This window comes from Dechloromonas sp. CZR5 (assembly GCF_008711155.1).
Taxonomy (GTDB): Bacteria; Pseudomonadota; Gammaproteobacteria; order Burkholderiales; family Rhodocyclaceae; genus Azonexus.
This window is the reverse complement of the sequence record NZ_VUYQ01000028.1, coordinates 1-627: the sequence shown is the minus strand read 5'-3', so window position 1 is coordinate 627 and position 627 is coordinate 1. Positions and strand designations below refer to the sequence as shown.

Genomic DNA, 627 nt, shown 5'->3' with positions numbered 1-627 from the left:
GGGGGTATAGCTCAGCTGGGAGAGCGCTTGCATGGCATGCAAGAGGTCAGCGGTTCGATCCCGCTTACCTCCACCAAAAGCGCGAAAGAAAAAGTCCGGGTCCCCATCGTCTAGAGGCCTAGGACACCGCCCTTTCACGGCGGTAACTGGGGTTCGAATCCCCATGGGGACGCCAAGAATTTGGCAGTGAAGGTTAAAGTGCGGAGTGGTAGTTCAGTCGGTTAGAATACCGGCCTGTCACGCCGGGGGTCGCGGGTTCGAGTCCCGTCCACTCCGCCAGTTCTACGGTTTGCAGCGAAAGCTGCTTTCCGGGTCGAAAGACCAAAACGTAGTTTGGCTGTCTCCTCGTGGGGGTATAGCTCAGCTGGGAGAGCGCTTGCATGGCATGCAAGAGGTCAGCGGTTCGATCCCGCTTACCTCCACCAAGCGACCAGACTACACATGTCCGGGTCCCCATCGTCTAGAGGCCTAGGACACCGCCCTTTCACGGCGGTAACTGGGGTTCGAATCCCCATGGGGACGCCAAGAATTTGGTAGTGCAGGTTAAAGTGCGGAGTGGTAGTTCAGTCGGTTAGAATACCGGCCTGTCACGCCGGGGGTCGCGGGTTCGAGTCCCGTCCACTCCGC

At 59.0% G+C, this 627-nt stretch carries 6 tRNA genes; all 6 read left to right on the top strand.

The annotated features are described in order from the left end of the window. The 6 genes from F1002_RS20875 (at position 1) to F1002_RS20850 (ending at position 626) form a co-directional block, all read left to right on the top strand. A tRNA-Ala gene (locus tag F1002_RS20875) sits at positions 1-76 on the top strand. A 23-nt stretch (positions 77-99) separates the two neighbouring features. Beyond that, positions 100-175, top strand: a tRNA-Glu gene (locus F1002_RS20870). 27 nt (positions 176-202) lie between these two features. After that, positions 203-279 (top strand) — tRNA-Asp (locus F1002_RS20865). A gap of 70 nt (positions 280-349) precedes the next feature. Then, positions 350-425: transfer RNA gene (locus F1002_RS20860), tRNA-Ala, on the top strand. Between the two features lie 24 nt (positions 426-449). Beyond that, positions 450-525 (top strand) — tRNA-Glu (locus tag F1002_RS20855). 27 nt (positions 526-552) lie between these two features. Further along, positions 553-626 (top strand) — tRNA-Asp (locus F1002_RS20850). Position 627 lies beyond the last annotated feature (1 nt).